We start from the raw sequence: 4,692 nt of genomic DNA on the forward strand, positions 1-4,692 counted from the left end.
GCCCCAGTCGCTGCCGCCGCCCCAGATGATGACCGGGGGCATGCCGCCGCCGCCGAAGCGCCGGCCGCCGCGCCGCCCGAACAGCATCGGCAGGACGATGAACACGACCACCGCGATCCAGAAGGCCGCGACCATCCAGTCGCCGATGCCGTCCTTCTTCTTGACGCGGGTGGCCGCCGCCTCCTGCGCGCGCTTCTCGGCGGCCTCGGGCGGCGCCTTGAGCTGGTCGGCGATCGCCTGCGCGCCCGCGACGATCCCGCCGGCCATGTCGCCGTCACGGAAACGCGGCAGGATCGTCTGGTTGATGATGACGCTGGCGAGCGCGTCGGTCATGATCGGTTCCAGGCCGTAGCCGACCTCGATCCGCACCTTGCGCTCCTTGGGCGCGACGATCAGGATCAGGCCGTTGTTCGCGTCCTTCTGCCCGATCCCCCAGGCGCGGCCGAGGCGATAGCCGTAATCTTCGATCGCATAGCCCTGAAGATCGGGGATGGTCGCGACCACCAGCTGTCGCGACGACGCCTTCTCCGTCTCGGCCGACAATTGCTCCAGCTGCTGCACCTGCGCGGGCGACAGCAGGTGCGCGTCATCGACGACGCGCCCGGTCAGCTTCGGAAAGGACGGTTCCGACGGCGCCTGCGCCAGCGCGGGCAGCGCGAGCGCGGCCAGCACCAGTGCCAGCAGCGCCCGCAGCCAGCATGTCATCCGGCCCGCCTCAGGCGCCGAAGTTCACCGTCGGGGCGGTTTCCGCGCCGGGCGTGGTCGCCTGGAACGGGACCATCGGCTTGGCGCCGTAGAAAATCTTCGCGCCGACCGCGTCGGGGAAGGTGCGGATGCGGGTATTATAGGCCTGTACCGCCTGGTTGTAGTCGCGGCGCGCGATGGTGATGCGGTTTTCCGTCCCCTCCAGCTGGGATTGCAGCGACAGGAAGTTCTGGTTCGACTTCAGGTCCGGATAGGCTTCCTGCAACCGCTGGAGCGACAGCGTGACGGCGTTCTGCGCGCGTTCAAACTGCTGCACCTTGGCCGGGTCCTTCAGGTCGTCACCCGACAGCTGGACGCGGGTGGCGCCGGCGCGCGCCTCGGTCACGCGGGTCAGCACGTCGGATTCCTGCTTGGCATAGCCCTTCACCGTGCTGACCAGATTGGGGATCAGATCGGCGCGGCGCTGATATTCGTTCTGGACGTCGGCCCAGCGCGCCTTGGCGGTTTCCTCGGCGGTGGGGATGCTGTTCAGCCCGCACGCGGCCAGCGGCAGCGCGAGCGCAACGGGGGCGACATAGCGACGGATCATCGTGACAAGCTCTCCACTGTCTGTGTCACGCATATAGGACACCCGCGAGGGATCGTGAATGCCCGCCGGATGGTTTATTTCGGCACGGCAACAGTGAAGAAAGGGGAGCGGCATGCTCAAGGATTTCAGGGCGTTCATCGCGCGGGGCAACGTGCTGGACCTCGCGGTCGGCGTCATCATCGGGGGTGCGTTCGCGACGATCACCAAATCGCTGACCGACGACGTCATCATGCCGGTGGTCGGCGCGATCTTCGGCGGGTTCGATTTTTCGGCCTATTTCATCCGGCTGGGCGCGATCCCGGCGACCTACACCGGATCGCCGGACAGCTATGCGCAGCTGAAGGCGGCGGGCGTGCCGCTGCTGGGCTATGGCGAGTTCATCACCGTCGTCATCAACTTCGTGATCCTGGCGTTCATCGTCTTCCTGCTGATGCGCAGCGTCAACAAGCTGGTCGCCACGATGGAGCGCGAGAAGGCCGCGGGCACCGCCGAGCCGGCCGCCGAACCCGCCGAGGTCGTGCTGCTGCGCGAGATCCGCGACGAGTTGAAGAACCGCGGCGTCACGCCCCCGGCGGCGTGACGCGAAAAGGGCCGGCGGATCGCTCCGCCGGCCCCGTTTTTCGACGATCGCGGTGCGATCAGTGCGTGCCGGGAGTCATCGACGGGTCGTCGACGACCTCGATGATGCCGCGGCCGACATGGCTGTGGCTGCGGCTGTAGCCGAAATAGATCACCATCCCGATCGCGCCCCAAACCGGCAGCACCAGCATTGCGGCGGTGGGCAGGTTGAAGAACAGGAACACGCAGCCCAGGATCGTCGCCGGCCCCACCAGGAACAGCGCCGGGGTGCGGAAGTTGCGGGGGTGATGCGGCGCGGTGCGGCGCAGGATCATCACCGCCACCGCCACCATCATGAAGGCGTAGAGCGTTCCGGCATTGGCGATATCGGCCAGTTGCCCGACCGGCAGGAAGGCGGCGGCGAAGGCCACGCCCACGCCCGTGACGGCGGTGACGACGTGCGGTGTCTTCCACTTGGGATGGACGGTCGACAGCCGTTCCGGCAGCAGCCCGTCGCGGCTCATCACGAAGAAGATGCGCGTCTGGCCGAACATCAGGATCAGGATGACCGAGGGCAGCGCCAGGAAGGCGGCGATGCCGAGCATGTTGCCGACCTTGGACCAGCCGATTGCGCGCAGCACATGCGCCAGCGCCTCGTTCGAGCAGACCAGCGCATCGCGATAGGCCGGCAGCGCGCACTGACGCGCCAGTTCCTCCGACCCGGCGGGGAAGGGGATGCCGTTCGGCCCCATGATCGGCTGTCCGCCGATCGTGCCGATCGCACCGGCGGCGACCAGGATGTAGAAGATGGTGCAGAACAACAGCGACCCGATCAGCCCGATCGGTACGTTGCGCTGCGGGTTCTTGGTTTCCTCGGCGGCGGTGGAGACCGCATCGAAGCCGACATAGGCGAAGAAGATCGTCGCCGCCGCGCCCACCGCGCCGACGCCCGACCCGAATCCGCCGAACACGCCCGCGGGCAGGAACGGATTGAAGCGCGCGGCATCGAAATGGTCGCTGGGCAGCGTCAGGATGATGAACGCGGTCAGCGCCGTCACCTTGATCGCGACCAGCACCGCATTGACGCGCGCGCTTTCGGTCGTTCCGATCATCAGCAGCCAGGTGATGAGCAGCGCGATGACGACCGCCGGCAGGTTGATGAGCCCGCCCGGCGCGCCGCCCAGCGCCAGCGGCGCCGCCGACAGCCATGTCGGCAGATGGATGCCGAGGAACTGGTTGAGGATGGTGCCGCTGAAATAGCCCGACCAGCCGACCGCGACCGCGCTGGCGGCGACCGCATATTCGAGGATCAGCGCCCAGCCGACCGTCCAGGCGAGCAATTCGCCCATCGTCGAATACGTATAGGTATAAGCCGACCCCGCGACCGGGATCATCGCCGCGATTTCGGCATAGCAGAGCGCGGCGACGATGCAGATCGCGCCCGCGATCGCGAAGGCCAGCATCAGCCCCGGGCCCGCTTTCTGCGCCCCGGCGGCGGTGAGTACAAAGATGCCGGTGCCGATGACGCACCCGATCCCGAACAGGGTCAGCTGGAACCAGCCGAGCGTGCGGTGAAGCGATTTCTTCTCCGCGGTGGCGAGAATCGCCTCGAGAGGTTTGACGCGCCCGAAAATCATGAAATTCCTATCCCCCCGGGGAGTGTGATGGCGGGGAGCCTAGCGTCACTTCACGCCCGCGCAATAGTGTTGCGCGGACGTGACGGTATCCCGTGTTACTTTCGGCCGTCGTTCTCGACCAGCATCGGGCCGAGCGGGCGCCCGGCCATGATGTGGACGTGGAGGTGCGGCACCTCCTGATGGCTGTCGCGACCGGCGTTGGCGATCAGGCGATAGCCGGTTTCGACCAGCCCGGCGTCGCGCGCGACCTTGCCGATCGCGCGGGTGAAGGCGGCGATTTCGGCATCGCTGGCGTTGGCGGAAAAATCGTCCCAGCTGACGTAGCGGCCGCGCGGCACCGCCAGCAGGTGCGTCGGCGCCCAGGGCGCGATGTCGTGGAAGACGACGACATGCTCGTCCTCATACACGCGGCGCGACGGGATCTCGCCGCGCAGCAGCCTGGCGAAGATGTTGCCGTCGTCATAGGGCTGGGTCGCATCGACGCTCATCGGATCACCTCATTCGGGGCGGAAGGAGAGGGGCAGGCCGTTCGCCGCGGGCGTGCGCGCGGCCTTTTCGTCATGGCCGCTGGTCCCTTCGCGCCGCGCCAGTTCGGCGCGCACCTGGTCCAGCGTCAGCCCGGCATCGGCGAGCAGGACGAGCAGGTGATAGATCAGGTCGGCGGCCTCGGGCACGATCGTCGCCGGATCGTTGCCCATTGCGGCGATGACGGTTTCGGTCGCTTCCTCGCCGATTTTCTGCGCGATCCGCGCGCGGCCGCGCGCGAACAGCGAGGCGGTATAGGAGCTGCCGGCGTCGGCGCCCTTGCGGGCGGCGATCGTGGCGGCGAGGCGATCAAGGATATCGTCGGCCATGGCGCGGCGGGTGCCCGCTCGCGTGGCCGCGGTCAATCCTTGCGGTGATGACGGCGGCGAAGCGCGCGGCGCGTCAGCCAGATCGCGAGCGCGGCCATGACGAACAGCGCGACGTCCGACAGCGCCGGGCCGGTGGCGGGCGCGACACGGCCGTCATGCCCGCCTTGCGCCAGCGCGGGGCCGATCAGCAGGAGGATGAGGAACACGCTGCGCATCGCCGGCGGGGGTAGCGGGGGGATGGTTAGCGGGAGGTTACGGGGGGCATTCGTCCCATCGCGAGGCGCCCGCCTTCGCTGGGGCGACCTTTGGGGATGAATGTCCTTCACCCCCCCATCCGTTCGTGCTGAGG

General features: G+C 67.9%; 7 protein-coding genes. 1 reads left to right on the forward strand and 6 read right to left on the reverse strand.

Going from position 1 to position 4,692, the window contains the following annotated elements:
• Both AX685_RS19890 and AX685_RS19895 read right to left on the reverse strand, forming a co-directional pair.
• On the reverse strand, window positions 1-705 hold a 705-nt coding region (locus AX685_RS19890; RefSeq protein WP_066491906.1), incomplete at its 3' end, for a TPM domain-containing protein.
• A 10-nt stretch (window positions 706-715) separates the two neighbouring features.
• Window positions 716-1,294, reverse strand: coding sequence for a LemA family protein (locus AX685_RS19895; protein ID WP_066491908.1), 579 nt, complete (start codon window positions 1,292-1,294; stop codon window positions 716-718).
• 112 nt (window positions 1,295-1,406) lie between these two features.
• Between AX685_RS19895 and mscL the strand changes: the two genes are divergently transcribed.
• Window positions 1,407-1,874, forward strand: a complete 468-nt coding sequence (gene mscL, locus AX685_RS19900; RefSeq protein ID WP_066491910.1) for a large conductance mechanosensitive channel protein MscL — start codon at window positions 1,407-1,409, stop codon at window positions 1,872-1,874.
• A 58-nt stretch (window positions 1,875-1,932) separates the two neighbouring features.
• Here mscL and AX685_RS19905 read toward each other — a convergent pair whose 3' ends face one another.
• The 4 genes from AX685_RS19905 to AX685_RS19920 form a co-directional block, all read right to left on the reverse strand.
• A complete protein-coding gene (locus AX685_RS19905) occupies window positions 1,933-3,489 on the reverse strand; it encodes an amino acid permease (RefSeq protein ID WP_066491914.1) in 1,557 nt (518 codons plus the stop codon).
• 95 nt (window positions 3,490-3,584) lie between these two features.
• Entirely contained in the window at window positions 3,585-3,977 is a 393-nt protein-coding gene (locus AX685_RS19910; protein WP_066491916.1) for an HIT domain-containing protein, read from the reverse strand.
• 9 nt (window positions 3,978-3,986) lie between these two features.
• Window positions 3,987-4,343, reverse strand: coding sequence for a phosphoribosyl-ATP diphosphatase (locus AX685_RS19915; RefSeq protein ID WP_066491918.1), 357 nt, complete (start codon window positions 4,341-4,343; stop codon window positions 3,987-3,989).
• A 32-nt stretch (window positions 4,344-4,375) separates the two neighbouring features.
• Window positions 4,376-4,549, reverse strand: a complete 174-nt coding sequence (locus tag AX685_RS19920; protein ID WP_420542565.1) for a hypothetical protein — start codon at window positions 4,547-4,549, stop codon at window positions 4,376-4,378.
• Window positions 4,550-4,692: the final 143 nt, after the last annotated feature.

This window comes from Sphingomonas sp. CCH9-F2 (genome assembly GCF_001556735.1).
Classification (GTDB): domain Bacteria; phylum Pseudomonadota; class Alphaproteobacteria; order Sphingomonadales; family Sphingomonadaceae; genus Sphingomonas; species Sphingomonas ginsenosidimutans.